The 25,513-nt window shown below is 73.2% G+C and carries 24 protein-coding genes; 15 read left to right on the top strand and 9 right to left on the bottom strand.

Annotation, left to right across the window (positions count from 1 at the left end; all coding sequences use genetic code 11):
* The first annotated feature begins 39 nt into the window (after positions 1-39).
* The 4 genes from LPC08_RS13275 (at position 40) to LPC08_RS13260 (ending at position 4,832) form a co-directional block, all read left to right on the top strand.
* Positions 40-1,422, top strand: a complete 1,383-nt coding sequence (locus LPC08_RS13275; protein ID WP_230448718.1) for an esterase-like activity of phytase family protein — start codon at positions 40-42, stop codon at positions 1,420-1,422.
* 140 nt (positions 1,423-1,562) lie between these two features.
* Positions 1,563-2,759 carry an amidase gene (locus LPC08_RS13270; protein WP_230448717.1) on the top strand — a complete coding sequence of 399 codons (1,197 nt, stop codon included), beginning with the start codon at positions 1,563-1,565 and terminating at the stop codon, positions 2,757-2,759.
* A 178-nt stretch (positions 2,760-2,937) separates the two neighbouring features.
* The gene (locus tag LPC08_RS13265; RefSeq protein ID WP_230448716.1) at positions 2,938-3,465 is read left to right on the top strand and encodes a GNAT family N-acetyltransferase; all 528 of its coding nucleotides are present in this window, start codon (positions 2,938-2,940) and stop codon (positions 3,463-3,465) included.
* A 59-nt stretch (positions 3,466-3,524) separates the two neighbouring features.
* Positions 3,525-4,832, top strand: a complete 1,308-nt coding sequence (locus LPC08_RS13260; RefSeq protein WP_230448715.1) for a serine hydrolase domain-containing protein — start codon at positions 3,525-3,527, stop codon at positions 4,830-4,832.
* A 37-nt stretch (positions 4,833-4,869) separates the two neighbouring features.
* Here the strand turns inward: LPC08_RS13260 and LPC08_RS13255 are convergent, their stop codons facing one another.
* Complete coding sequence (locus tag LPC08_RS13255; protein WP_230448714.1) at positions 4,870-5,292, bottom strand: hypothetical protein; 423 nt, start codon at positions 5,290-5,292, stop codon at positions 4,870-4,872.
* 39 nt (positions 5,293-5,331) lie between these two features.
* On the opposite strand from LPC08_RS13255, the gene LPC08_RS13250 reads away from it, so the two are divergent.
* From LPC08_RS13250 to LPC08_RS13225, 5 genes are all read left to right on the top strand, one after another.
* Positions 5,332-6,267: an ArsR/SmtB family transcription factor gene (locus LPC08_RS13250; protein ID WP_230448713.1), complete on the top strand. Its 936-nt coding sequence runs from the start codon at positions 5,332-5,334 to the stop codon at positions 6,265-6,267.
* A gap of 13 nt (positions 6,268-6,280) precedes the next feature.
* Positions 6,281-9,793: a methionine synthase gene (gene metH, locus LPC08_RS13245; RefSeq protein ID WP_230448712.1), complete on the top strand. Its 3,513-nt coding sequence runs from the start codon at positions 6,281-6,283 to the stop codon at positions 9,791-9,793.
* A 93-nt stretch (positions 9,794-9,886) separates the two neighbouring features.
* Positions 9,887-10,774, top strand: a complete 888-nt coding sequence (locus LPC08_RS13240) for a cation diffusion facilitator family transporter (RefSeq protein ID WP_230448711.1) — start codon at positions 9,887-9,889, stop codon at positions 10,772-10,774.
* Between the two features lie 125 nt (positions 10,775-10,899).
* Positions 10,900-11,688, top strand: a complete 789-nt coding sequence (locus tag LPC08_RS26245; RefSeq protein ID WP_304622025.1) for an energy transducer TonB — start codon at positions 10,900-10,902, stop codon at positions 11,686-11,688.
* A gap of 5 nt (positions 11,689-11,693) precedes the next feature.
* On the top strand, positions 11,694-12,260 hold the full coding sequence (locus LPC08_RS13225; RefSeq protein WP_230448710.1) for a cob(I)yrinic acid a,c-diamide adenosyltransferase: 567 nt from the start codon (positions 11,694-11,696) through the stop codon (positions 12,258-12,260).
* Between the two features lie 10 nt (positions 12,261-12,270).
* Here LPC08_RS13225 and LPC08_RS13220 read toward each other — a convergent pair whose 3' ends face one another.
* Together LPC08_RS13220 and LPC08_RS13215 are read right to left on the bottom strand one after the other, a co-directional pair.
* Positions 12,271-12,990 carry an exopolysaccharide biosynthesis protein gene (locus LPC08_RS13220; protein ID WP_230448709.1) on the bottom strand — a complete coding sequence of 240 codons (720 nt, stop codon included), beginning with the start codon at positions 12,988-12,990 and terminating at the stop codon, positions 12,271-12,273.
* Positions 12,991-13,194: 204 nt separating this feature from the next.
* Positions 13,195-13,734 (bottom strand): histidine phosphatase family protein, encoded by a 540-nt coding sequence (locus tag LPC08_RS13215; RefSeq protein WP_230448708.1) that lies wholly within the window; start codon positions 13,732-13,734, stop codon positions 13,195-13,197.
* Between the two features lie 117 nt (positions 13,735-13,851).
* Here LPC08_RS13215 and cobU point away from each other — a divergent pair, with 117 nt between their 5' ends.
* The 6 genes from cobU to LPC08_RS13185 all read left to right on the top strand — a co-directional run bounded on the left by cobU (position 13,852) and on the right by LPC08_RS13185 (position 18,900).
* Entirely contained in the window at positions 13,852-14,367 is a 516-nt protein-coding gene (cobU, locus tag LPC08_RS13210) for a bifunctional adenosylcobinamide kinase/adenosylcobinamide-phosphate guanylyltransferase (protein WP_230448707.1), read from the top strand.
* Positions 14,364-14,969 (top strand): cob(I)yrinic acid a,c-diamide adenosyltransferase, encoded by a 606-nt coding sequence (gene cobO, locus LPC08_RS13205; protein ID WP_230448706.1) that lies wholly within the window; start codon positions 14,364-14,366, stop codon positions 14,967-14,969. Before cobU ends, cobO begins: the two co-directional genes overlap by 4 nt.
* A 220-nt stretch (positions 14,970-15,189) precedes the next feature.
* Positions 15,190-16,632 (top strand): cobyric acid synthase, encoded by a 1,443-nt coding sequence (locus tag LPC08_RS13200; RefSeq protein WP_370643229.1) that lies wholly within the window; start codon positions 15,190-15,192, stop codon positions 16,630-16,632.
* A gap of 158 nt (positions 16,633-16,790) precedes the next feature.
* Entirely contained in the window at positions 16,791-17,768 is a 978-nt protein-coding gene (locus tag LPC08_RS13195; protein ID WP_230448704.1) for a Bug family tripartite tricarboxylate transporter substrate binding protein, read from the top strand.
* Positions 17,769-17,869: 101 nt separating this feature from the next.
* Positions 17,870-18,175, top strand: a complete 306-nt coding sequence (locus LPC08_RS13190) for a hypothetical protein (protein WP_230448703.1) — start codon at positions 17,870-17,872, stop codon at positions 18,173-18,175.
* Complete coding sequence (locus tag LPC08_RS13185; protein ID WP_230448702.1) at positions 18,175-18,900, top strand: 3-keto-5-aminohexanoate cleavage protein; 726 nt, start codon at positions 18,175-18,177, stop codon at positions 18,898-18,900. The genes LPC08_RS13190 and LPC08_RS13185 overlap by 1 nt, the downstream gene beginning before the upstream one ends.
* A 42-nt stretch (positions 18,901-18,942) precedes the next feature.
* On the opposite strand, the gene LPC08_RS13180 is transcribed toward LPC08_RS13185, so the two are convergent.
* From LPC08_RS13180 to atpA, 6 genes are all read right to left on the bottom strand, one after another.
* Positions 18,943-20,049 (bottom strand): endo-1,4-beta-xylanase, encoded by a 1,107-nt coding sequence (locus LPC08_RS13180; RefSeq protein WP_230448701.1) that lies wholly within the window; start codon positions 20,047-20,049, stop codon positions 18,943-18,945.
* A 53-nt stretch (positions 20,050-20,102) separates the two neighbouring features.
* A complete protein-coding gene (locus LPC08_RS13175) occupies positions 20,103-20,957 on the bottom strand; it encodes an acyl-ACP desaturase (RefSeq protein WP_230448700.1) in 855 nt (284 codons plus the stop codon).
* Between the two features lie 228 nt (positions 20,958-21,185).
* A complete protein-coding gene (gene atpC, locus LPC08_RS13170) occupies positions 21,186-21,599 on the bottom strand; it encodes an ATP synthase F1 subunit epsilon (RefSeq protein WP_230448699.1) in 414 nt (137 codons plus the stop codon).
* A 25-nt stretch (positions 21,600-21,624) separates the two neighbouring features.
* Positions 21,625-23,052, bottom strand: a complete 1,428-nt coding sequence (atpD, locus tag LPC08_RS13165; protein WP_230448698.1) for a F0F1 ATP synthase subunit beta — start codon at positions 23,050-23,052, stop codon at positions 21,625-21,627.
* A gap of 13 nt (positions 23,053-23,065) precedes the next feature.
* Positions 23,066-23,953 (bottom strand): F0F1 ATP synthase subunit gamma, encoded by an 888-nt coding sequence (locus LPC08_RS13160; RefSeq protein ID WP_230448697.1) that lies wholly within the window; start codon positions 23,951-23,953, stop codon positions 23,066-23,068.
* A gap of 25 nt (positions 23,954-23,978) precedes the next feature.
* Entirely contained in the window at positions 23,979-25,511 is a 1,533-nt protein-coding gene (gene atpA, locus LPC08_RS13155; protein WP_230448696.1) for a F0F1 ATP synthase subunit alpha, read from the bottom strand.
* Between the last annotated feature and the right edge of the window lie 2 nt (positions 25,512-25,513).

Below are 25,513 nucleotides of genomic sequence, written 5' to 3'. Positions count from 1 at the left end.
TCCTAAGCGCAGCGCCGTATCCGATCGCGGAGTCGCTGCATGCGCCTTGCCCTGCCCGTCCTGTGCCTGCCCGTCCTCGCCGCTGCCCTGCTGGGGACGGCGGCGGCAGAGACCACCTTCCCCGCCACCCTCGCGGGCCAGGCCGTGCTGCCGGCCGCCACCTTCGCCACGCCCCCGTCCGACGCCCCGGCGGAGCTGCGCGTCTCCGGCCGCTTCGCCGGCCCGGGCAACCTGCGAGTCGACCAGGCGGGCAGCCTCCCCGGCACCACCGGCCCCGCGCCGAACGGCCGTCCCACCGGCCTGTCCTTCCCCTTCCAGGGCCAGCCGGTGCAGGGCTTCTCCGGCATCAAGCCGGTGCGCGGCGAGCCCGGCGCCTACTGGGTGCTGACAGACAACGGCTTCGGCAACAAGCGCAACAGCGGCGACGCCATGCTGATGGTGCACAAGGTCCGCCCCGACTTCCGCAGCGGCCAGGTGACGGTCGAGCGCACGATCTTCCTCTCCGACCCCGACCGCCGCGTGCCCTTCCGCATCGCGCTGGAGGGGACGGAGCGCCGCTACCTGACCGGCGCCGACTTCGACCCGGAAAGCATCCAGCCGGTCGAGGGCGGCTTCTGGATCGGCGAGGAGTTCGGTCCCTTCCTGATCGAGGTCGACGCCGAGGGCCGCGTCCGCCGCGTGGTCGAGACGAAGCTGGACGGCAAGCCGCTGCTGTCGCCGGACCACCCCTCGCTGCAGGTGCCGGCCGCGCCGAACGCGACGGTGCCGTTCCGCTCGCGCCGCTCCGGCGGCTATGAGGGCATGGCGATCTCCGCCGACAGCCAGACCCTCTACGCCCTGCTGGAGAAGCCGCTCTTCGCCGAGGGCAGCGACCAGGCCGAGGGCGGCTTCCTGCGCATCTTCGAGTTCTCCATCCCGCGCGGCGACTGGACGGGGCGCGTGCTGAAGTTCCGCCTGACGCCGGGCGCCGTCTCGATCGGCGACTTCAACATGATCGACGAGCGCCGCGCCCTGATCATCGAGCGCGACGACGGCGAGGGCGACCCGTCGCTGGGCTGCCGCGACGGCCAGCGCCCGCCGGCCTGCTTCCACGACCCGGCGAAGGTGAAGCGTGTCACCCTGGTCGATCTCGGCGAGGTCGACGGCGAGGGCTTCGTGAAGCGCATCGGCCAGATCGACCTGCTGGCCATCCGCGACCCGGAGAACCTGGCCCGCCAGCGCGGCGACCGCGCCGCCGACGCGCCGCGCGACCGCTTCTCCTTCCCCTTCTTCACCATCGAGGACGTGGCGCGGGTGGATGAGGAGCACATCATCATCGCCAACGACAACAACCTGCCCTTCAGCGCCGCGCGCCACCTGACGCGGGCGGACGACAACGAGTTCATTCTGCTGCACGTGCCGGAGCTGCTCCGCGCGCGCTGAGGCGCCAGGCCGCGCGACGGCCGCCGCCCGGCGTCGGGTGGCGGCCGTCGCGCCGCGGGACATGGTTGCGGGCTTGCACGGTTGTGCGCTGCCGCGCCGTGCGGCAACTTCCACGCGGTATCGCGTGGGGGACCACATCCATGGAATCGGATCGGGTCGGAGCCTTCATGCCGGGCGAGCGCGTCACGCTCCCCGGTACGGCGGAAGGCCCGCTGCAAGGCCTGCGCTTTGCGGCCAAGGATCTCTTCGACGTGGCTGGCCACGTCACCACCTATGGCAACCCGGACTGGGCGCGAACGCATGAGCCCGCCGCCGCGACCGCTCCCGCCATCGTGGCGCTGCTGGAGGCCGGGGCGCGCCTGGTGGGCAAGACCAAGACGGTCGAGCTCGCCTTCGGCCTGACCGGCGAGAACATCTGGCACGGCACGCCGGTCAACCCGGCGGCGCCGGAGCGCTTCCCCGGCGGCTCCTCCTGCGGCTCGGCCGCGGCGGTGGCGGCGGGGCTGGTGGACGCGGCGCTCGGCTCGGACACGGGCGGCTCGGTCCGCATCCCCGCCTCCTATTGCGGCATCTGGGGCATCCGTCCCTCCTGGGGCGCGGTGAGCCTTACCGGCGCGCGGGCCCTGGCGCCGTCCTTCGACACCGCCGGCTGGTTCGCCGGCCGCGCCACCGTGCTGCGCCGCGTGGGCGAGGCGCTGCTGCCGCCCGACCAGGGGGGAGGGGAGGGGCTGACCGGCCCGCTGCTGAAGTTGCAGGAGGCCTGGTTCAACGCGCTTCCGGGCACCGCCAAGGCGTTGCAGCCGGCGCTCGGCCGGCTGGAGCAGATACTCGGCCCGGCGCTGCTGGTGCATCTGGCGCCCGAGGGCCTCGATGCCTTCTACGAGGCCTTCCGCGCGCTCCAGGGGGAGGAAGCCTGGGCGACGCTCGGCGGCTGGGTGACGAAGCACGGCCCTGCCTTCGGCCCTGGCGTGGGCGAGCGCTTCGAGGCGGCGCGCCGCCAGGACCCCGCGCTGACCGCCGCCGCGCGGCCCTTCCGCCGCATGGTGCAGGGCCGGCTGCGCCGCGTGCTGGCGGGCGGCGGGGTGTTGGCCTACCCCACCTCTCCCACCGTCGCGCCCCTGCTCACCGCGCCGGCCAGCGAGCAGCAGGCGACACGCGAACGCACCATCTGCGTCACCGCCTTCGCCGGGCTCGCCGGGCTCTGCGAGGTGTCCGTCCCGGCGGCGACGGTGGACGGCGCGCCGGTGGGCCTTTCCCTCGTCGCCGCCCCGGGACGCGACCGCGCGCTGCTGCATCTCGCCGAGCGCTTCTCCGCCGCGCTGGGGCTGGAGGGCTGAGGCCCGCCCGCCGCCGCGCCCTTGCGGCGGCTGCGCGCGGCCCTTAGAGCGGGTCCGCCCCGCTGGCCCTGCCGGCCAGCCGGGCGGGCGAGGGCGTCGCCGCGCGGGACCGGGCCGGCGCGGCACCCTGCCAAGGCGGGCTGTCCCGCTCTTCCGCCACCGCTTCCAGGTCAGGTCCATGCCGATCCGCGACGCCGCCGATACCGACATCCCCGCCATCGCCGCGATCTACGCGCATCACGTCCTGCACGGCACGGGCACCTTCGAGGAGACGCCGCCGGACGAGGCGGAGATGGGCCGCCGCCTCGCCAAGGTGCGCGAGGGTGGCTGGGCCTGGCTGGTGGCGGAGGACGATGCGGGCGACGTGGTGGGCTACGCCTACTACGCGCCCTTCCATCCGCGCTCGGCCTACCGGTTCGCCGCGGAGGATTCGATCTATGTCCGCGACGACGTGCGCGGCCAGGGCGTGGGCAAGGCGCTGGTCGCCGAGCTGCTGGCGCGCGCGGAGCGGGCGGGCTTCCGCCAGATGATGGCGGTGATCGGAGATTCGGAGAATATCGGCTCGATCGGTCTGCACGTCTCGCTCGGCTTCCGCCAGACGGGCGTGCTGAAGGCGGTGGGGCTGAAGTTCGGCCGCTGGATCGACGTCGTCTACATGCAGCGCGCCCTTGGCGAGGGCGAGCGGAGCTTGCCCTCGGGCAGTTGAGCGCGGCAGCCTCGGCCCGGGGCCGCAACGGTCCCGAATCGCGTCGAGGAAACGGATCCATGAACTGGCCGGTCATGCGGCGGCGCCTGGGGGCGCTGGCCGCGCTGCACCTCTCCACCATCGCGCTCTTCGCCTGCGCCCCCACGCCGCCGCCGGCGCCGTCGCGGCAGGCCGCCCTCGACGCCGCGCTGCGCCGGGAGGTCGAGTCCGGCAAGGTCGGCGCCATCTCCGCCCTGGTGGTCGCGGCGGATGGCACGGTGCTCTACCAGGGCGCCGCCGGCCCGCGTGAGCCGGGCGGCGCGGAGCCGGTCGGGCCGGACAGCCTGTTCCGCCTCGCCAGCATGACCAAGCCCGTCACCTCGGTGGCGGTGATGCAGCTGGTGGAGCAGGGCAAGGTCCGGCTGGACGATCCCGTCGGACGCTGGCTGCCGGAGTTCCGCCGCCTGCGCGTCGTGGTGGAGGGCGGGCGGACCGTGCCGGCCCAGCGCCAGCCGACGGTCCGCGACCTGCTGCGCCACACCAGCGGCCTCTCCTACACCTTCCTCAACGTGCCGGGCGTGGTGGAGGAGTACCGGCGCCTGGGCGTGGATGATGGCCTGGCGGCACCGGATCGCGGGCTGTGGGACAACATGCGCCGCCTGTCGCGCGCGCCGCTGGCGATCCAGCCCGGCTCCGGCTGGCGCTACTCGCTCTCCACCGACGTGCTGGGCGCGGTGGTGGAGAAGGCCAGCGGGCTGCCGCTGGACCGCTACGTCGCGCAGAACATCGCGGGGCCGCTGGGCCTGCGCTCGCTGGCCTTCCGCGTGCCGGATTCGGAGCGCGGCCGGATGGTCACGGCGCTCTACCCGGATGCGGCGGGCGTGCTGCGGCCGATGGCGAGCCCGCAGGTCGTGCCCTATCCGTTCTCGGGCGGCACCTGGACGGCCGATCCGAACCGCGCCTTCAGCGACCGCGCCTATCCCTCGGGCGGGGCGGGCGCCACGGCGACGATCGGCGACTATGCCCGCTTCACCCGCATGCTGCTGAACGGCGGCGAGTTGGACGGGGTGCGGCTGCTGAAGCCCGAGACGGTGGCGGAGATGACGCGGCCGCAGACGGGCGGCTTCCCGGTCAACCTGCGCGGCCCCGGCTATGATTTCGGCTACGGCTTCTCCGTGGTGACCGACCCGGCCGCCGCGAAGACGCTGCAGCCGCAGGGCACCTATGGCTGGGGCGGCATCTACGGGACGGGCTTCTTCGTCGATCCGGTGAACCGCCTGTCCATCGTGGTGATGACGCAGACGGGGGTGAACGGCGGCGCCGCGGCCAATGCCGTGCGCGAAGCCTTCTATGCCACCCAGCCGGGGCCGGTGACCGCCGCCCGCTGAGGCGGCTGCGGGGGCGGCGCCTGCCGCCCCCGCCCGGTCAGCCCTCGGCGAAGGGGTTGTCGTCCGTCGGGGATGGCCCGGCGGGTGGCATGGCCTCGGCCGGAGGCCGGTAGCGCGCCGCCGTCAACACATCCTCGCGCAGCACCACCGGCAGCGCATCGGCCGCGCCACCCAGCACCAGCACGCGGTCGAACCAGGGCGCCGCGCCGCGCACGCGCGCCTGGAACAGGCGGTCCAGCGCCACGGCCAGGGCGGGGCGGGCGATGCCGCCACAGCAGGAGCAGGCCACGGGATGCGCGACGGCATCCGTGGCCTCCTGTGCCACCGCGCCCGGGGGCAGCGTCGGCAAGGGGAGGGGCACGACGAGCGCGGCCGGGCCGCCGCCGGCCAGCGCCTCCGCCAGGGCAGGCAGGTCGGGGACGGCCTGAACGGGGATGCGCGAGTCCAGGAACCAAGCCATCGGCTAGACATAAGGATATCTTTATGTCATTGTCCAACCGTGGAAGCCCTCCTGTCGCAACTTCGCGCCGCCGCCGAACCGACCCGCCTGCGGCTGCTGGCGCTCTGCGCCCGCGGTGCGTGGTGCGTCAGCGACCTCTGCGCCGTGCTCGGCCAGTCCCAGCCGCGCCTGTCCCGTCACCTGCGCCTGCTGACCGAAGCCGGGCTGCTGGAGCGGACGCCGGAAGGCTCCAATGCGTATTTCCAGATCCCCGCCGGCGCCGGGCTGGTCCGGGCGTTGCTCGCCCGCCTGCCGGAGGAGGACGCCCAGCTGGCGGCCGACCGCCGCGCCGCCGCCCGGCTGGCCGCCGAACGGGCGCGCGAGGCCTCGGAGGCCTTCCGCAGCCAGGGCGCCGACTGGGACGAGATGCGCGCCCTGGACCTGCCCGCCGCCCGTATCGAGGCCGCCGTGCTGGAGGCGCTGCCGCCGCGCATCGGCCGGCTGCTGGACATCGGGGCCGGCACGGGGCGCATGCTGGAGCTGGTGGCGGAGCGGGCGGAGAGCGCGCTGGGCGTCGATGCCTCCCGCGCCATGCTCACCCTGGCCCGTGCCCGGCTGGCGGAGCGGGGCCTCGCCGGCCGTTGCGCCGTGCGCCAGGCGGACATGTACCGCCTGCCGCTGCCGGATGCCGGCTTCGACGCGGTGACCTTGCAGATGGTGCTGCACTACGCCGAGGACCCGGCGGCGGTGCTGGCCGAAGCGGCGCGGGTGCTGGCGCCGGGCGGGGTCCTGCTGCTGGTCGATCTTGGCCCGCATGACCGCGCCGCGCTGCTGGAGCGCCACGCGCATCGCTGGCCCGGCTTCGACGACGCCCAGGTGGCCGGCTGGCTCGGCGCCGCCGGCTGCACCCTTGCCCCGCCCCTTCCGATCGCGGGCCCGCTGGAGGTGCGGCTGTGGCCCGCCCGGCGCGTGCCCCAAGCGGCCCTCGCGGCCTGAGGACCTGAGCACCATGTCCCGACCCCATCTGCTCGACGCCCTGCGCGACCGCGTGCTGCTCTGCGACGGCGGCATGGGCTCGCGTGTGCAGGCGCTGACCCTCGACGTCGAGAAGGACTACTGGGGCAAGGAGAACTGCACGGAGGTGCTGAACCTCTCCCGCCCCGAGATGGTCCGCGAGATCCACCGCGGCTACTACGAGGCGGGGTCGGACATGGTGCTGACCAACAGCTTCGGCGGCTCGCCCATCACGCTGGAGGAGTTCCAGCTCGGCGACCGCGCCCACGAGATCAACAAGCTCTCCGTCGAGCTGGCGCGCGAGGCGGCGGAGAGCTTCGCCGACGGGCGCCATCGCTGGGTGGTCGGCGACATCGGCCCGGGCACCAAGCTGCCCAGCCTGGGCCACATCGACTACGACACGCTGGAGGCGGCGCTGCTGGTGCAGTGCCGCGGGCTGATCGCGGGCGGGGCGGATGCGCTGCTGACCGAGACCAACCAGGACACGCTGTTCATCAAGGCCGCCGTCAACGCCGCCAAGGCCGCCAAGCGGGAGGCGGGGAGCGACATCCCCGTCTTCGTGCAGGTGACGGTGGAGACCACGGGCACGCTGCTGGTCGGCCCCGACATCGCCGCCGCCGCGACGGTGATCGACGCGCTGGACGTGCCGCTTGTCGGGCTGAACTGCGCGACGGGCCCGCAGGAGATGGCGGAGCACGTGCGCTACCTGGCCGGCGCCTGGCGCGGCCTCGTCTCCGTGCAGCCCAATGCCGGCCTGCCGGAGCTGGTGGACGGGAAGACGCACTACCCGCTGGGTGCCGCCGAGATGGCGAGCTGGATGGAACGCTTCGTCACCGAGGACGGGGTGAACCTGATCGGCGGCTGCTGCGGCACCTCCACGCCGCACATCGCCGCGCTGGATGCGATGCTGCGCCGGCTGGGCGGGGCGGGGCACCGTCCGGCGCCGGTCGCGCGCAAGGCGGTCTGGGTGCCGGGCGTCGCCAGCCTCTACGCCGCGACTCCGCTACGGCAGGAGAACGCCTACTTCTCCATCGGCGAGCGCTGCAACGCCAACGGTTCCAAGGCGTGGCGCGAGCGGCAAGCGGCGCATGACTGGGACGGCTGCGTCGCCATGGGGCGCGAGCAGGTGGCGGAAGGGTCGAACAGCCTCGATGTCTGCACCGCCTTCGTCGGCCGCGACGAGATGGCGGAGATGAACGAGGTGATCCGCCGCTTCACCGGCAGCGTGAACGCGCCGCTGGTGATCGATTCCACCGAGACCCCGGTGATCGAGGCGGCGCTGAAGCTGCACGGCGGCAAGCCCATCATCAACTCGATCAACTTCGAGGATGGCGAGGGCCATGCGACGGACCGCATGAAGCTCGCGAAGAAGTTCGGCACGGCCGTCATCGCGCTGACCATCGACGAGGTCGGCATGGCCAAGACGGCCGAGGACAAGCTGCGCATCGCGACCCGGCTGGTGGAGTTCGCCTGCGACCGGCACGGCCTGCCGCAGTCGGACCTGATGATCGACCCGCTGACCTTCACCATCGCGACGGGCAACGAGGACGACCGCAAGCTGGGCCTGTGGACGCTGGAGGGCATCCGCATGATCCGGGAGCGCTTCCCGGACATCCAGATCATCCTCGGCCTGTCCAACATCTCCTTCGGGCTGAATCCGGCGGCGCGGCACGTGCTGAACAGCGTCTTCCTCGACCATGCCGTCAAGGCGGGGATGACGGGCGCGATCGTCCACGTGTCGAAGATCAAGCCGCTGCACCTGATCCCGGCCGAGGAGGTGAAGGTCGCGGAAGACCTGATCTACGACCGCCGCAGCGAGGGCTACGACCCGCTCCAGAAGTTGCTGGAGCTGTTCGCGGGCCGCAAGGCGGCCGAGGTTGGCGCACGCAAGAAGGCCGAGACGGTCGAGGAGCGGCTGAAGGAGCGCATCGTCGACGGCGACCGCAAGGGGCTGGACGAGGACCTGGCCGCCGCCATGGCCGCCGGCCACGCGCCGCTCGCCATCATCAACGAGCTGCTGCTGGACGGCATGAAGACGGTGGGCGAGCTGTTCGGCGCCGGCAAGATGCAGCTCCCCTTCGTGCTGCAATCGGCCGAGACGATGAAGAGCGCCGTCGCCTGGCTGGAGCCGCACATGGAGCGGATCGCGGGGCAGGAGAAGGGCACCATCGTCCTCGCCACCGTGAAGGGCGACGTGCACGACATCGGCAAGAACCTCGTCGACATCATCCTCACCAACAACGGCTACAAGGTCGTCAACCTCGGCATCAAGGTGCCGCTCAACGACATGGTCACGGCGGCGAAGGAGCACCGCGCGCACGCCATCGGCATGTCCGGCCTGCTGGTGAAGTCCACCGTGGTGATGCGCGAGAACCTGGAGGAGATGGCGCGCCAGGGCGTGGACGTGCCCGTGCTGCTGGGCGGCGCCGCGCTGACGCGCAACTACGTCGAGGAGGATTGCGTCCGCGCCTACGCCAATGGCGGCGGGGTCGGGCGCGTCGCCTATGCGCGCGACGCCTTCGACGGGCTGCACCTGATGGACCGGGTGATGGGCAACGGCTTCGACGACTACCTCGCGGCCCTCCAGGCCAAGCGCGTCGGCAAGTCGCGCAACGAGCGCCGGACGCTCGGCACCGCCGACCCGCGCGGCTTCGCCCCCGTGGACGTGAACGAGGCGAAGGCGCGGCGGGAGCGGATGACGGCGGAGGAGGCGGTGCCCACGCCGCCCTTCTGGGGGCCGCGCGTGATCGAGGCGCCGCCCAAGGCGATCATCCCCTTCATCAACGAGCGCTCGCTCTACCAGTTCCAGTGGGGCTTCCGGAAGCAGGGCCGCTCGCTGGACGACTTCCTCGGCTGGGCCAAGCAGGAGCTGCGCCCGGTGCTCAAGCGCATGCTGGCGCTGACCGAGGCGGAGGACATCCTGAAGCCGCAGGCGATCTACGGCTACTGGAAGTGCGCCGGCCAGGGCAACGACCTCGTCCTGTTCGAGCCGGATGGCGAGACGGAGGTGTGGCGCGTCACCCTGCCGCGCCAGCCGAAGCAGGACGGCGACTGCATCGCCGACTTCGTGCGCGACATCGGCGATGGGCCTGCCGCGCGCGACGTGATCGGGTTGCAGGTCGTCACCGTCGGGCAGAAGGCGTCGGACGTGGCGCGCGCCTGGTTCGACGACAACCGCTACCAGGACTACCTCTATTTGCACGGGCTGTCGGTGGAGATGGCCGAGGCCATGGCGGAATACGTCCACAAGCGCATCCGCGCCGAATGGGGCTATGCCGCGCAGGACGACCGCGACATGGACCGCATGCTGCAACAGGGCTACCGCGGCGGCCGCTACTCCTTCGGCTACCCCGCCTGCCCGCGGCTGGAGGACCAGGAGGGGCTGCTGCGCCTGCTCGATGCCGGGCGGATCGGCGTCAGCATCAGCGACGAGTGGCAGCTGCACCCGGAGCAGTCGACCTCGGCGATCGTGCTGCACCACCCGCGCGCCAAGTACTTCTCCGTCTGACCGGGGCGGGGGTGTAGCCGCGGCTACGAGTTGATCCGGGGCGACCAAACTGGTGTATGGCCGCGCTGCGCTGCGGCGCGGTATGCCGCGCCCATGTCGCCTTCCGAACGCACCGCCTGGACCAGCCTGGCCGTCGGCTTCTCCGTCCTCGCGATGAAGGGGGCTGCCTGGTGGATCACCGGCAGCACCGCCTTCTTCGCGGAGATGCTGGAGACGGTCGTCAACGTCGCCGCCGCCTCGGCGGCGCTGGCGGCCGTGCGCTACTCCTCCATGCCGGCCGACGACAACCACCCCTACGGCCACGCCAAGGCGGAGTACTTCTCCGCCGTGCTGGAAGGGGCGCTGATCGTGACGGCGGCCACGCTGATCCTGCGCGAGGTCTGGTCGGCCTGGCAGAATCCGTCGGCGCCCGACCGGCCGCTGATCGGCCTGGCGCTCTCCGCGGCGGCCGCGGCGGTGAACGCCGTCTGGGCGACCATCCTGCGCCGGCGCGGCAAGCGCTACGGCTCGCCCGCCCTGGTGGCGGATTCCCACTACCTGATGGCGGATGTGGTGACCTCGGTCGGCGTGGTGATCGGCGTGGGCCTCGTCACGGTGACCGGGCTGCTCTGGCTCGATCCGCTGATGGCCGCGGTCACCGCGACGATGATCCTGTTCTCCGGCTGGCGCCTGCTGCGGGAAAGCGTCGGCGGGCTGATGGACGAGGCCGCGCCGCCCGACCTGCAATCCAAGATCCGCGACGCGGTGTCGCAGCACGCGGTCGGCGCGCTGGAGGCGCACGACCTGCGCACGCGGCGCGCCGGCCGCTACACCTTCATCGACTTCCACCTCGTCGTCCCCGCCGCGATGACGGTGGAGGAGGCGCACGTCATCTGCGACCGGGTCGAGGCCGCGCTGCGCGAGGCGCTGGGCCAGGCGGTGATCAGCATCCATGTCGAGCCGGAAGGGAAGGCGAAGCACAGCGGGGTGGTGGTGCTGTGACACCCCGCCGGCCGGCTCCTGCTGCCGGCCGGCCTGGCCGGCCTGGCCGGCCGCTGCGCCGGCCGCAGGCCCGCCCGCCGCGCCGTGCCGCTTCCGGCGTCTCCCTCCGGGGCGGCGCGTTCTCCGTGCTGCTGCATGGCGGCGCGATGGCGGTGGCGCTGTGGCTGGCGCAGCGCGCGCCACTGCGGGACGTCCCGGTGATGGCCGGCATCCCCCTGGTCTGGTCCGGGGAGGGGGAGGGTGGGACCGCGCCGCGGCCCGGTGCCGCGCCGCTGCCCGCGCCGGCCGCCCCGCCGCCGGCGGATGCGCCGGCCCCGCCATCCCCGATGGCGAGCCTTCCCCCGCCTCCGCCCCCGGACACGGTCGATCTGCCGTCGCCATCATCCCTGGCCGCGCCGCGGCCCGCTGCTCCCGACGGCGCCCCGCTGCCCGCCCCATTGCCCGCCCTGCCGGCGCCGCCCGCGAGCGAGCCCGTGGCGGATGCGATGCCGCTGCCGCCGCCCGCCCCGCCGCGGCCGCCCTCCGAGCGGCGCGCGGCGCAGGCGGCCGATGCGGCGGGGGTCGTCGACCTCGCGCTGGACGCGGCGATGGGCGGCGTGCGGCTCGGTGCCGGCGCCGGCGGGCCGGAGGGGGAGACACGTGGCCCCGGGGCACCCCGCCCGGGCTGCGCCGAGGCGATCGGCTATCCGCCGGACCTGCGCCGCGACCGCGTCACGGGCGCGGTCGGGTTGCTGTTGCGCCTGTCCGATGACGGGCGCGTGGTGGCGGCGCGGGTGGGCGAATCCAGCGGCGTCCCCGCGCTCGACGACTGGGCCAGGCAAGGCGTGCGGCGCTGCCGCTTCGCCCCGGCCCTGCGCGAGGGGAGGCCGGTCTGGGCCAACCACCGTTACCGCGTCGTCTTCCGGATGGAGTGAGCCGCATGGTCAGGCTGGATGTCATCACCACGCGCGGCGGCGACGCCGGCGAGACCTCGCTCGGCGACGGCAGCCGGGTGCGCAAGGACTCGCTGCGCATCGAGGCGATCGGCGCGGTGGACGAGGCCAATGCCTGCCTGGGGCTGGTGCGCCTGAACGCGGCGGGGGACGAGGACGCGATGCTGGAGCGGTTGCAGAACGACCTCTTCGACCTCGGTGCCGATCTCTGCGTCCCCGGTGGCGGCGGGGAGGAGGGGCGGTCGCGGCTGCGAATCGCCGACAGCCAGGTGGCGCGGCTGGAGGCGGAGGTGGCGGCCATGAATGCGGAGCTGCCGCCGCTGACCTCCTTCATCCTGCCGGGCGGCACCCCCGCGGCGGTGCACGCGCATGTGGCGCGGACGGTGGTGCGCCGGGCGGAGCGGCTGGTGGTCCGGCTGGCGGCGGAGGAAGCGGTCGGGCCGAACGCGGTGCGCTACCTCAACCGGCTGTCCGACCACCTCTTCGTGCTGTCGCGGGTGCTGAACGGGGGCGGGATGCTGGACGTCACCTGGACGCCCGGGGCCACGCGCTGAGGCCGGGGACTCAATAGCCCAGCACGTAGCTGGCCCCCTGCAGCCCGACCCAGCCCATCGCCACCAGCATCGCGGTGCCGACCAGCACGCCCAGCAGGGTCAGCAGCATGCCCAGGCCGATGACGCGGTTGTCCTGCTCCACCACGCCCAGCGCCATGACGATGTTGCCGAAGGCCGGCGGCCCGTTGGTGCCGGGGCCGGGAAGGATCAGCAGGATCGCGGTGCAGACCGTCAGCCATCCCACGACCCGGTCGGCCATCGGGGAGTTGAACGGGCCCGGGCGCGGGCGGACGAAGCGCTCGATCTTGCCCAGCCAGCGCGAGCCGCTGTGGGACAGGCGCAGCAGGTCCACGCGCCGGATCGACTGCCGCGCCATGAAGCCCGGCAGGTGCGGGCTGCGCCAGCCCAGCCCCATCTGCACCCCGAGCAGCAGGATCGGCAGGCCGAAGACCGTGGCCATGGCCGGCAGCATCGCCGGCAGGCAGAGCAGCAGGATCAGCAGGCCAAAGGCGCGGTCGCCGAAGATCTCCGCCATCTGGCCGAGGGTGATGCGCTCCCCCGGGCAGGCCGCCGCCACCTCCGCCACGATCCGGCTGATCGGGGCGCGCGACCCGTGCGCGGGGTCGTGCCCGGTGTCCGCGGCCCCGGGCGGGGGAGGGGGGGACGGCGGGGCGGGGATCGTCTGGTCCGGCGGGGTGCGGGCCAGGCCATCCGTCGAGGGGGAGGCCATCGGCGGGGGCGGTTCCTTCGCTGGCGGCCGGCCAGGCGGCGGGCCGTTCGGGGCGTCACCCGGTGCTCCGGCGCCTCCCGCGGGCGGGGTTCCCCGCCCGGCGCCATGCTCCGAGGCGCGGAGGCTTAGAGCATTTCCGGCCGTCCCGGTACCGGGGCGAGGCCAGGGGAGATGTGGCAAACTGAATCGGCCGGGGGTGGCGGATCAGCCCGCCGCCTCCACCACCTGCCACGCGCCGGGCGGCGGGGCAGGGGCCAGCAGGTCCGGCGCCGTGCCGCGCAGCAGCGCCGGCAGCAGGCGCAGCGGCCCGCCATGCGTCACCACGACGCCGCTCGCGCCCTCCCGCCGGCGGTCGGCGACGAAGGCCGCGACGCGGGCGAGCAGCGCGGCGCCGCTTTCGCCGCCCGGCGGTGCGAAGCCGGCCGGGTCCGCCGCCCAGGCATCGAGCCCGTCGCGCGGGATCGCATCCCAGGACAGGCCCTCCCAACGGCCGAAATCCAGCTCCAGCAGGCGAGGGTCCGGCTCCGGCACGGCCCGCAGGCGCTGCGCGACCGTCCCGGCCAGCGTGGCGCAGCGGCGGGCGGGGCTGGTCCAGACCCGGGCGGGACCCCCGTTCCAGGCAGCGGCGAGGCAGCCGGCCAGCGCCTCGGCCGCCTCCACCGGGCCGGGTGGCAGGTCCAGCCTGCCGTAGCAGAGGCCGGGCGCGATCTCGGCCGGCAGGTGGCGGACCAGCAGGAGGCGCATCCCCCGGATCATGGCCGGATCGGGGGGCATGCTCCAGGGCGCCGGGCGGGGAGGGAGCCGGGGCGCCCGCGCCTCCCGGCTTGACGCGGGGGCGTCCATCCGGCCCACCTGCGCGCGATGGCCGCCCCTCTCACCCTGGTCCTCGGCGGCGCGCGCTCGGGCAAGAGCCGCACGGCCGAGGCGCTGACGACCCGCCACGCGGCGCCCTGGCGCTACGTCGCGACCGCCCAGGCCTTCGACGACGAGATGCGCGCCCGCATCGCCGAGCACCGCGCCCGGCGCGAGCCGGGCTGGGAGACGGTGGAGGCGCCGCTGGACCTCGCCGATGCGCTCCGGGACGCGGGGCGGCGGCCGGTGCTGGTGGACTGCCTGACGCTGTGGCTGACCAACCTGATGCTGGGGGAGCGCGACATCCCCGCCGCTGTCGCGGCGCTGGAGGCCGTGCTGGCGGATCGCGCCGCCCCCACCGTGCTGGTGGCGAACGAGGTGGGGCTGGGCATCGTGCCGGAGAACGTGCTGGCCCGGCGCTTCCGCGACGAGGCGGGGCGGCTGAACCAGCGCCTCGCCGCGCGGGCGGAGAACGTGGTCTTCGTGGCGGCCGGGCTGCCCTTGGCCCTGAAGGGAAGCGCATGAGCGAGGACGAGGCCGCGCGCCACCGCGCGAAGATGGCGGCGCGCAAGGCGGTGCAGGATGCGGAGGTCGCGTCCAAGACCGTCGAGAAGGGACTGCTGCTGGTCCACACCGGCAAGGGCAAGGGCAAGTCCACGGCGGCCTTCGGCCTGTTGCTGCGCATGGTCGGGCATGGCCGGCCCACGGCGGTGGTGCAGTTCATCAAGGGCGCCTGGGACACGGGCGAGCGCCGTGTGCTGGAGGGCTTCGGCGGGCTGGTCGAGTGGCACAGCCTGGGCGAGGGCTTCACCTGGGAGACGCAGGACAAGGCGCGCGACATCGCCGCCGCCCGCCGCGCCTGGGAGCAGGCGCTGGCGCTGCTGCGCCGGCCGGGCCTCGCGCTGCTGGTGCTGGACGAGCTGAACATCGCCCTGCGCTACGGCTACCTGCCGGCCGAGGAGGTGGTCGCGGCGCTGCGCGCGCGCGAGCCGGCGCTGCACGTGGTCGTCACCGGCCGCAACGCGCCGCCGGAGCTGGTCGAGGCGGCGGATACCGTCACCGAGATGGTGCCGGTGAAGCACCACTTCGCCGCGGGGGTGAAGACCCAGGCGGGGATCGAGTTCTGATGCGTCGGATGTCTCGGGGGAGTGAACTCCCCCGAATCCCCCTCCTTCTTTCAGGAGTCCGCACCTGGCCGGACCTGCGCCCCACCCGCGGGTGGAGCCTGCGTGGAACGGGCGCAGGCCGTGGTGCCTCGCGGACTCCCGAAAGGGGGAGGGGGCCAAAGGGGGACAGCCTGGGAGGCCGCTCCCCCGCATGCCCCGGCCGAATGGAATGAGGGCCCTCATGCTCCAGGGCACCGGCTCCTCCGTTGGCAAGTCGCTGCTGGTGGCCGGGCTGGCGCGGGCCTTCACGCGGCGGGGGCTGCGGGTGCGGCCGTTCAAGCCGCAGAACATGTCGAACAACGCGGCCGTCACCGAGGATGGCGGCGAGATCGGCCGGGCCCAGGCGTTGCAGGCGCGCGCGGCCGGGGTGGCGCCCAGCGTGCACATGAACCCCGTGCTGCTGAAGCCGCAGAGCGAGGTGGGCTCGCAGGTGGTGGTGCAGGGGCGGGTCTACGCGACCGCCCGCGCGCGCGAGTACCAGGCGCTGAAGCCCAGCCTGCTGCCGTTCGTGCTCGACAGCTACGCGCGGCTGCGGGCGGAGGCCGACCTCGTGCTGGTGGAGGGGGCGGGCAGCGCCTCGGAGATCAACCTGCGCGCCGGCGACATCGCCAATATGGGCTTCGCCCGTGCGACCGGGACGCCCGTGGTGCTGGTGGGCGACATCGACCGCGGCGGGGTGATCGCGAGCCTCGTGGGAACGCGGTCAGTCATCGATCCGGACGACGCCGCGCTGATCCGGGGCTTCATCGTCAACCGCATGCGCGGCGACCCGTCGCTGTTCGCGGACGGGATGGCCGCGATCGCGGCCCGCACGGGCTGGGCGCCGCTGGGGCTGGTGCCCTTCCTCGACGCGGCGCGGCGCCTGCCGGCCGAGGATGCCGCCGACCTCGATGCCTGGAAGCCCGAGCGGCGGGGAGGCCAGCGCTGCCGCATCGCCGTGCCGCTGCTGCCGCGCATCGCGAACTTCGACGACCTCGACCCGCTCGCCGCCGAGCCGGGGGTGGAACTGGTGCTGCTGCGCCCGGGGATGGCGCTGCCGGGGGATTGCGACCTCGTTCTGCTGCCGGGGTCGAAGGCCACCATCGCCGACCTCGCCGCGCTGCGGGCGGAGGAGTGGGACACGGACATCCTGGCGCATCGCCGGCGCGGCGGGCGGGTTCTGGGGCTCTGTGGCGGCTACCAGATGCTGGGCCGGCGCATCGCCGATCCGGAGGGCGTGGAGGGGCCGCCCGGGGAGGTCCCGGGCCTGGGCCTGCTGGCGGTGGAGACGGTGCTGGCCGGCGACAAGCGGTTGGCCCGGGTGTCGGGCCAGGACGCGGCGGGCGTGCCGGCCGAGGGCTACGAGATGCATATCGGCCGCACCACCGGGCCGGACACGGCGCGACCGCTGCTCTGGCTGGAGGGGCGGGCGGAGGGCGCGGTCTCGCCGGACGGCCGCGTGGCCGGGACCTATCTGCACGGGCTGTTCGGCGGCGATGCCCAGCGCGCCGCTTGGCTGGCGCGGCTGGGCGCGCCTGCCGCGCCGCGCGACCACGGGGCGGAGGTGGAGGCGGCGCTGGATGCGCTGGCCGACCACCTGGAGCGGCATGTGCGGGTGGAGGAGTTGCTCCGGCTGGCGGCCTGAGCCGAGTCGCCGCGGCAGCATGGCGTTGCTGCGGAACGGCCCGTCCATGGAAGGCCTTTTCCCCAAATCACGCCCGAAGGGATGGGAATTCCCTCGCTTGCATTCGCGTCCCGGCCACGTGGAAAAGGGGGCCGACATCGCTCGCCGGACCCTTTGCCATGCCCGTCCCGACCCGCCGCGGCCTCCTTGCCGCCGGCCTCGCGCTTGCCTCCGCCCCCGCCTGGGCCCAGCCGGCCGGGGCCTGGCCCGACCGCCCCCTTCGGCTGATCATCCCGGTCGCCCCGGGCGGCAGCCTGGACATCATCGGCCGCGTCCTGGCGAAGCGGCTGACCGCCACGCTCGGCCAGACGGTGGTGGCGGAGAACATGGCCGGCGCCGGCAGCAACATCGCCTTCGAGCACGTCGCGAAGGCGCGGCCCGACGGCTACACCCTGCTCGTCGGCTCCGACGTGCTGGCCATCAACCCGGCGATCTTCCCGAAGCTGGGCTATGACCCCGCCCGCGACTTCGTGGCGGTGGCGGAGGCGGTGCGCGCGCCGCAGGTGCTGGTGGTCCGCAACGGCCTGGAGGCGCGCGACCTCCCCGGCTTCCTGGCGCTGGCGAAGGAGGCGGAGGGGCGGCTGACCCTGGCGTCGCAGGGCAACGGCAGCCTGGGGCATCTGGCGGGGGCGCTGCTGGCCACCGCCTCGGGCGCGCGCTGGACGCATGTGCCGTATCGTGGCGGTGGCCCGGCCGTGGTCGACCTGGCGGGCGGGCATGTCGACGCGCTGCTGGTGACGCTGCCGGCGGCGATCGAGCAGATCCGCGGCGACCGGATCCGGGCGCTGGCCGTCACCTCCGCCACCCGGCACCCGGCCCTGCCCGATGTTCCGACGGTGGCGGAGAGCGGCTTTCCCGGCTTCGAGGTCGTCACCTGGCAGGGCATCGTCGCCCCGGCCGGCACGCCCGCCCCGGTGGTCGAGACGCTGGCTGCTGCCATCACCGCCGCCCTGGCGGAGCCCGAGGTGGCCGGGCAGCTCCGCGCCCAGGCCTTCGAGGTCACGGGCACCGGCCCTGGCGCCTTCGGCGAGCTGCTGCGTGCCGAGGTGAAGCGCTGGCCGGAGGTGGTCCGCGCCGCCGGCGCCCGGGTGGAATGACGCCGCATGGCCCCGCCCGGCGGGGTCCGGCGATGCCATTCGCGAGAGTGCCTTCCCAGGGACGTTGATCGGGCTGCCCGGGCGGACCACCTGCCGCGGCCATGACCGTATCGGATGACGTGCCCATGGTGGTCCTGCGGCCCGATGCCGCGCGGATGGCCGCGGGCTGGAGCTGCCTGGTGCTGGGGGTGCTGGGCTGCATCCTGCCCTTCCTCCAGGGCTTCATCTTCCTGGCGCTCGGCCTGTTCGTGCTGCGCGATCAGCACCTCTGGGCGGCCCGGGGCTGGGGCCGGCTGGCGGGCCGCTTCCCCGGCGCGGTCTCGCGGATCGAGAGGATGGAGCAGGGGCTCACGCGCCGGCTGCACGGCTGGGGCCAGCGGGTCCGGCGCCTGCTGGGCCGGGGCTGATGCGCATCCAGGCATGCCTGAACGGCGCCCGCCCCAGGGACTTCCACCCGGCGCTGCCGCTGGACACGGCCGCCCTGGCGCACGACGCGGCCGCCTGCGCCGCCGTCGGGGCGGTCGCGCTGCACCTGCACCCGCGCGACGCCACGGGGTGTGAATCGCTCGCCCCGGCGGTGATCGGCGCGGCGGTACGGGCCGTGCGGGCGGCTACCGGCCTTCCGGTCTCCGTCTCGACGGGCGCCTGGATCGCCCCGCCCGTCGAGCGCCATGACGGGATCGCGGGCTGGGCGGCGCTGGGCGCCGCACGGCCCGACGAGGCCTCGGTCAACCTCTCGGAGGCCGACGCCCCCGACAGCATGGCCGCGCTGCGGCGGGCGGGCGTGGGGATCGAGGCAGGGCTGGCCTCGGTCGGGGATGCGGCGCGGCTCCTGTCCCTCGGCCTGGACTGCCGGCGCGTCCTGGTGGAGATCCCGGACCTGCCGGCTGCGGAAGCCGTCGCCCTGGCCCATGCCATCCTCGATCGGCTGGATGCCGCGCAGCACCCCGCCGAACGTCAGCTGCATGGCGAGGGCCGCAGCGTCTGGCCCTGTTTCGATCTCGCCCGGGAGCTGGGGCTGATGGCCCGGCTGGGGCTGGAGGATGGCGCGCTGCTGCCCGATGGCCGGCAGGCGGACGGAAACGCGGCCCTGGTCGCGGCGGGCCTGGCGCGCGCCGGGGCCCCCGGCTGAACCGCACCTCCCGCCCGCCGGGCGGGGTGGGCGGCGAGGCCGTCAGGCCGACCGGAAGGCGTTCGCCATGGCCTCCCAGAAGGGCTTGCGGTTGCCTTCCCAGTCCAGCGGCAGGCCGCGATGGTGCAGGCCGTCCTTGCGCGCCACGCCGGGGTCCTTCACCAGCCAGGAATCCACGTCCCGCAGGCCCCAGGTGAGGAAGGTCTTCACCCCCCCGGCCAGGGCGGCCTCGGTGAAGGCTTTGATCCGCTCGGCCACCAGCTTGTCGCGCGCGGGGTAGCCCTCCGGCACCTGCCAGGATTCGCGCATGTCCAGCTCGGTGACCAGCAGCTCCAGCCCCTCCGCCCGCAGCTCCTGGCAGAAGGCGGTGAAGGAGGCCGGGTCGAAGGGCCGGTCCATCTGCAGGTGCGCCTGCATCCCCACCGCGTCCAGCGGCGCCCCCTCCTTGCGGATCGCGCGCACCAGGGCGAGCAGCCGGCGGCGCTTCTCCAGGCAGTGCGGCGCCTCCTCCTCCACCCCGTACTCGTTCAGCACCAGCCGCAGCGTCGGATCGCGCTCCCGCGCCAGGCGAAGCGCCAGCGCCGGGTAGGTGGGGCCGAGGGCGCGCAGCCAGGGGGTGTCGCGCAGCTCCCCCGTGGCCTGGGGCGTGTCGCTGCCGGGCGGGTCGGCCACCGGCTCGTTCACCACGTCCCAATCGCGGATGGTGGTGCGCGTGCGGGCCAGCACCGCCGTCATATGCGCCTCCAGCACGCCGCGGGCGCGGCGCGGCCCTTCGGCCAGGGCGGCCTGGGTCCAGGCGGGGAGGTCCTGGTGCCAGACCAGGGCATGGCCGCGGACCGCCTTCCGCTTCGCGGTTGCCCAGCCGGTCAGGGTTTCCAGCGGGCCGAAGTCGAAGCGGCCCTCGGTGGGCTGCAGCGCCGCCCACTTGCCCTCGTATTCCGGCACCAGCAGGGCCGCCTCCACCTCATAGGCGCGGGCATAGTCCGTCTCGTTGACGAGGCGGCCGCCCTGCGCCGCGGCCCCGTAGGCGAGGTCACGGGACCGGGCGATCTCTCCCAGGCCGGGGCCGTCACGCCCGGGGGGGGCCGCCGGCACGGCCGGCTGGGCCTGGGCGGTGCGGGCCTGGACGGTCCGGCCCTGGGCCGACATCGGGGCTGCCGCGGCCAGGGCCGCGGCGAGGAGCGGGCGACGGCAGGTCACTGTCAGGCCGCGGCCCGCGCGGCGTTCTCGTTGGCGGGGCGGGCCAGGACCTGCTCGTACTTGCCGCGCCGCCATTGCAGCAGCCTCCAGGCGCCCTTGGCGGCGAGGTCGGACATGCGGCCGCGCGGCTCCAGCCCGATGGACTTGAAGATCATGCCCATGCCGCGCTCGATGTGGCGGAAGCGGTAGAAGCCCATCGCCCGGCCCATGTAGCCCGCGATGCAGCGGTCGTGGCTGTAGGGAATCTCCGCGCCCTCGTTGCCGCAATGATAGGCGAAGGCCAGCTCGTCATCCTCGCTCTCGCCGATGCGGCCCATGGCGACCTTCAGCCGCTGGAGGAAGGAGAGGTTCTCCCGCGCCAGGTAGCGCTTCATGTGGTCGTAGAAGAGCTTGAAGTGCCGGTACTCGTCCGCCGCGATCAGCTTGCAGATCTGCTTCAGCACCGGCTCCTCGGTCGCGTCGCCCAGGGCGGTGTAGTAGGAGGAGGTCCCCGTCTCGACCATGCAGCGCGCGATCAGCTCGCCCGTGCGGGAGCCGCGGATCGAGGCATCGACCGTCGTCTCGATCTTGTAGCCGGCGCGGTAGCGGGCGAAGGCGGTGTCGAAGTCCCAGCCGGGATCGGCCAGCATCGCCCAGCGGCCCAGCGCGTCGCCGTGCTGCTCCTCCTCCACCGCCCAGTGGTCGGCCGCCTGCTGGAAGTCCGGATCGCCCACGAAGACGTTGTTCAGGTAGACGGCGTAGTCGCTGCCGTTCTTCTCCACCATCGCCGCCGCCTTCACCAGCGGGATCACGTCCGGCCCGACCTTCGACGGGTCGAAGCGGTCCCAGGCGATCTGCTCGATATGCCAGTGTTTCATGCGGTGATCGGTCTTCCCGGTGCGGTGGCCAGAGGGGGCGCCGGATGGGCCGGCCGTGTGGTGCGCCGCGGTGAATCTCCGCTCGCAGGGGCCGGGTTTCAAGTCAAAGCGATGGCAGAAGCGCGGTGCGGCTTCCGCCGCCCTCCCCATCGCCCCCAATCCGCAGCCCGCAAAAGGAAAGGGCGACCGCTGGGGTCGCCCTTGCCGCTGTCGGGTTGTCCGGGTGGTTCAGGCGGCGGTGGCCGCGTCGCGCATGGCGCGGGCGGCCTGCACCCGCTCCATCGCCCGCTCGCGGACGTCCGGGGCGCTGTTCGCCTCGGCGGCATAGGCCGACTCGGCTTCGGCGAGGCGGCTCTCCGCCTCCGCCCGGGACACCTCGGCCACCGGCGTTGCCTCGTCGGCCAGCACGGTGACGCGGGTGGGGGTGATCTCGGCGAAGCCCCCCATCACGAAGAGGCGTTCGCTCTCCCGGCCGCCCTCCTGGACCCGGATCACGCCGCCCCGCAGGGCGACGATCATCGGGGAGTGCTTCGGCAGGATGCCCATCTCGCCCTCCCAGGCCGGGATGGTGACCATCTCGACCGGGCGGGAGAGGAGGAGTCGCTCCGGGCTGACCAGCTCCAGATCGAAGGTCTCGGCCATGCTGTCTCTCCTGGCAGGAGGCCGTTCAGGCCGCCTGCTTCAGCCCCTCGGCCTTCTTCACCGCATCCTCGATCGTGCCGACCATGTAGAAGGCGGCCTCCGGCAGGTGGTCGTACTCGCCGGCCACGATGCCCGCGAAGGAGCGGATGGTGTCCTCGATCTTCACGAAGACGCCCGGGGTGCCGGTGAAGACCTCGGCGACGTGGAAGGGCTGGGACAGGAAGCGCTGGATCTTGCGCGCGCGCGCCACGACCAGCTTGTCCTCCTCCGACAGCTCGTCCATGCCCAGGATGGCGATGATGTCCTGCAGCGACTTGTAGGTCTGCAGGATGCGCTGCGTCTCGCGGGCCGTCCGGTAGTGCTCGTCACCGACGATCCGCGGGTCGAGCGCGCGGGAGGTGGAGTCGAGCGGGTCCACCGCCGGGAAGATGCCCAGCTCGGCGATCGAGCGGTTGAGCACCGTCGTGGCGTCCAGGTGGGCGAAGGAGGTGGCGGGGGCCGGGTCGGTCAGGTCGTCGGCGGGCACGTAGATGGCCTGCACCGAGGTGATCGAGCCCTTCTTGGTCGAGGTGATCCGCTCCTGCAGCGCGCCCATGTCGGTGGCCAGCGTCGGCTGGTAGCCCACCGCGGAGGGGATGCGGCCCAGCAGCGCGGAGACCTCGGCGCCCGCCTGGGTGAAGCGGAAGATGTTGTCGATGAAGAACAGGACGTCCTGGCCCTGCTCGTCGCGGAAGTACTCCGCCATCGACAGGCCCGACAGCGCCACGCGCGCGCGGGCGCCCGGCGGCTCGTTCATCTGGCCGTAGACCAGCGCCACCTTGGAACCCTCGGTGGTGTTCTCGCCCAGCTTGATGACGCCGGCGTCGATCATCTCGTGGTAGAGGTCGTTGCCCTCGCGGGTGCGCTCGCCCACGCCGGCGAAGACCGACACGCCGCCATGGCCCTTGGCGATGTTGTTGATCAGCTCCTGGATGGTGACGGTCTTGCCCACGCCGGCGCCGCCGAACAGGCCGATCTTGCCGCCCTTCAGGTAGGGGGCGAGCAGATCGATGACCTTGATGCCCGTGACCAGGATTTCGGCCGCGGTCGCCTGGTCCTCGAAGAGGGGGGCGTCGCGGTGGATGGTGTAGGTCTTGTCGTGCGGCACCGGGCCGCGCTCGTCGATCGGCTCGCCGATGACGTTCAGGATGCGGCCCAGCGTGCCGGCGCCCACGGGGACGGAGATGCCCTTGCCCGTGTCCACCACCTCGGTGCCGCGGACCAGGCCGTCGGTCGTGTCCATGGCGATGCAGCGCACGGTGCGCTCGCCCAGCTCCTGGGCGACTTCCAGCACCAGGGTGCGGTCGCCGACCTTGGCGGTCAGCGCGTTCATGATGAAGGGCAGCTCGGAGGGGAACTGCACGTCCACCACGGCGCCCAGGATCTGGGTGATCTTCCCGACGTTGTTCTTCATGGCGGTGGGTCCTTCAGAGCGCCTCGGCACCCGAGATGATCTCGATCAGCTCGCTGGTGATGTTGGCCTGTCGCGTGCGGTTGTAGTTGAGCGTGAGCTTGTTGATCATCTCGCCGGCGTTGCGCGTGGCATTGTCCATCGCGTTCATCTGCGAGCCGTAGAAGCCCGCCACCGACTCCAGGATCGCCCGGTAGATCTGGATGGCGAGGTTCTTCGGCAGCAGCGCCGTGAGCAGCTCCTCCTCGCCCGGCTCGTACTCGTACAGCGCGCCGCCCACGGCCTCGGCCGGGTTGTCGTTCGCCGCCGGCAGGGCCGTGGGGATCAGCTGCTGCTCGCCCGGCACCTGGGAGATGACGGAGCGGAAGCGGTTGTAGATCAGCGTGCAGACGTCGAACTCGCCCGCCTCCAGCAGCGCGGTGATGCGGTCGGCGATCTCCTGCGCCTGGTCGAAGCCGACGCGCTTGACGGAGGCGTAGGAGATCTCCTGCACGATCCGGCTGCCCATCTCGCGCTTGAGGAAGGCCGTCCCCTTGCGGCCCACCGTGATCACCTTGACCGTCTTGCCCTTGGCCTCGAGCTCGCGGATGCGGGTCCGGGCGTAGCGGGCGGCGTTGGTGTTGAAGGCGCCGGCGAGCCCGCGCTCGCCGGTCACCACGACCAGCAGGTGCGTCTGGTCGGAGCCGGTGCCCACGAGGAGCTTCGGCGCCTCCGGGCTGCTGGCCGCCGCGGCGCCGAGGGAGGCGAGCATGCGCCCCATCCGCTCGGCATAGGGGCGGGCCGCCTCGGCCTGCGCCTGGGCGCGGCGGAGCTTCGCCGCCGCGACCATCTTCATCGCCTGGGTGATCTTCCGGGTGGATTTCACCGAGGCGATGCGCGCCCGGAGGGCCTTCAGGTTCGCCATGGGGCGTGTTCCCTAACCCGCGCCCTTACGAGAAGGACTTGGCGAAGCCGTCGAGGAAGGCGATCAGCTTCTTCTCGGTGTCGCCCGAGATCGCCTGCTCCTTCCGGATCGTCTCCAGGATCTCCGGCTTGGCCGCCTTGATCTCGGAGAGCATGCGCTGCTCGAAGCGCGTCACCTGGTTCACCTCGATCTTGTCGAGATAGCCGCGGGTGCCGGCGAAGAGGGAGACCACCTGCTCCTCCACCGGGACGGGCTGGTACTGCGGCTGCTTCAGCAGCTCGGTCAGCCGGGCGCCGCGGGCCAGCAGGGCCTGGGTGGAGGCGTCGAGGTCGGAGGCGAACTGCGCGAAGGCCGCCATCTCGCGGTACTGCGCCAGCTCCAGCTTCATCTTGCCGGCGACCTGCTTCATCGCCTTGATCTGCGCCGCCGAGCCCACGCGGGACACGGAGAGGCCGACGTTCACGGCCGGGCGGATGCCCTTGTAGAACAGCTCCGTCTCCAGGAAGATCTGGCCGTCCGTGATGGAGATGACGTTGGTCGGGATGTAGGCGGAGACGTCGCCCGCCTGGGTCTCGATGACCGGCAGGGCGGTGAGCGAGCCGGCGCCGAAGTCGTCGTTCATCTTCGCCGCGCGCTCCAGCAGGCGCGAGTGCAGGTAGAACACGTCGCCCGGATAGGCCTCGCGTCCCGGCGGGCGGCGCAGCAGCAGCGACATCTGGCGGTAGGCCACGGCCTGCTTGGACAGGTCATCGTAGATGATGAGGGCGTGCATGCCGTTGTCGCGGAAGTACTCGCCCATGGCGCAGCCGGTGTAGGGCGCCAGGAACTGCAGCGGGGCGGGGTCGGAGGCGGTGGCGGCGACCACGATGGAGTACTCCATCGCGCCCTGCTCCTCCAGCGTGCGGACCAGCTGGGCCACGGTGGAGCGCTTCTGCCCGACCGCGACGTAGATGCAGTAGAGCTTCTTGCTCTCGTCGTCGCCGGCGTTGATCGGCTTCTGGTTGATGATGGTGTCCAGCAGCACGGCGGACTTGCCGGTCTGGCGGTCGCCGATCACCAGCTCGCGCTGGCCGCGCCCAATCGGCACCAGGCTGTCGATCGCCTTGATGCCCGTCTGCATCGGCTCGTGCACCGACTTGCGCGGGATGATGCCGGGCGCCTTCACCTCGGCCAGCCGGCGCTCGGTGAACATGATCGGGCCCTTGCCGTCGATCGGGTTGCCCAGGCCGTCGACCACGCGGCCGAGCAGGCCCTTGCCGACGGGCACGTCCACGATGGTGCCGGTGCGGGCGACGGTGTCGCCCTCGCGGATGGCGCGGTCGTCGCCGAAGATCACGACGCCGACGTTATCCGCCTCGAGGTTCAGGGCCATGCCCTTCACGCCGGCGTTCGGGAACTCGACCATCTCGCCGGCCATGACGTTCTGCAGGCCGTAGCAGCGCGCGATGCCGTCACCGACGGTCAGGACGGAGCCGACCTCGGCCACGTTCGCCTCGGCGTCGAAGCCGGCGATCTGCTGCTTGAGGATCTCGGAGATCTCGGCGGGACGGATGTCCATAG

Source organism: Roseomonas sp. OT10, from assembly GCF_020991085.1.
Taxonomy (GTDB): domain Bacteria; phylum Pseudomonadota; class Alphaproteobacteria; order Acetobacterales; family Acetobacteraceae; genus Roseomonas; species Roseomonas cutis.
The sequence above is the reverse complement of the archived record's forward strand: the minus strand, read 5'-3'. Positions and strand labels throughout refer to the sequence as shown.